This is a genomic window from Virgibacillus sp. 7505 (genome assembly GCF_002272135.1).
Taxonomy (GTDB): domain Bacteria; phylum Bacillota; class Bacilli; order Bacillales; family Amphibacillaceae; genus Terribacillus.
Map to the genome: position 1 here is coordinate 1 of NZ_NPBF01000094.1, position 346 is coordinate 346.

The following is a 346-nucleotide window of genomic DNA, read 5'->3' on the forward strand; positions in this document are numbered from 1 at the left end:
GAATAGACCGTTCCTGGTGCCTTACTTGAGCGGCCAAACACAGGTAAATCACAACTGATCAAGTGATAATCCTTGTGTAAATAAGGAACCAATTGATGAAAACAGGCTGATGACGCTAAAAAACCATGCAACAAAAGCAACGTTCCTTTAGCTTCTTGCGCTTGGCAACGGTAGTATTCAAAATAAACGCTTGCTCCCTGGATGTATAGATACGAGGCGCGATCTGGCCGAACCTTTTGCACAATCAGCCCTCCCTTTTTGATTAGTGTTTCGCACGAACACGAAAAAAAACCGATTGCTCGGTTTTTAATCCTCTAAATGGTATGGGGTTTCTTGATATACATAG

1 protein-coding gene is annotated in these 346 nt (G+C 42.5%); it reads right to left on the reverse strand.

The genetic code is table 11. From position 1 onward, the window contains the following. Positions 1-242 (reverse strand): alpha/beta fold hydrolase (locus CHH91_RS20330; protein ID WP_141234199.1); only part of this gene is annotated, 242 nt, incomplete at its 3' end. Positions 243-346 lie beyond the last annotated feature (104 nt).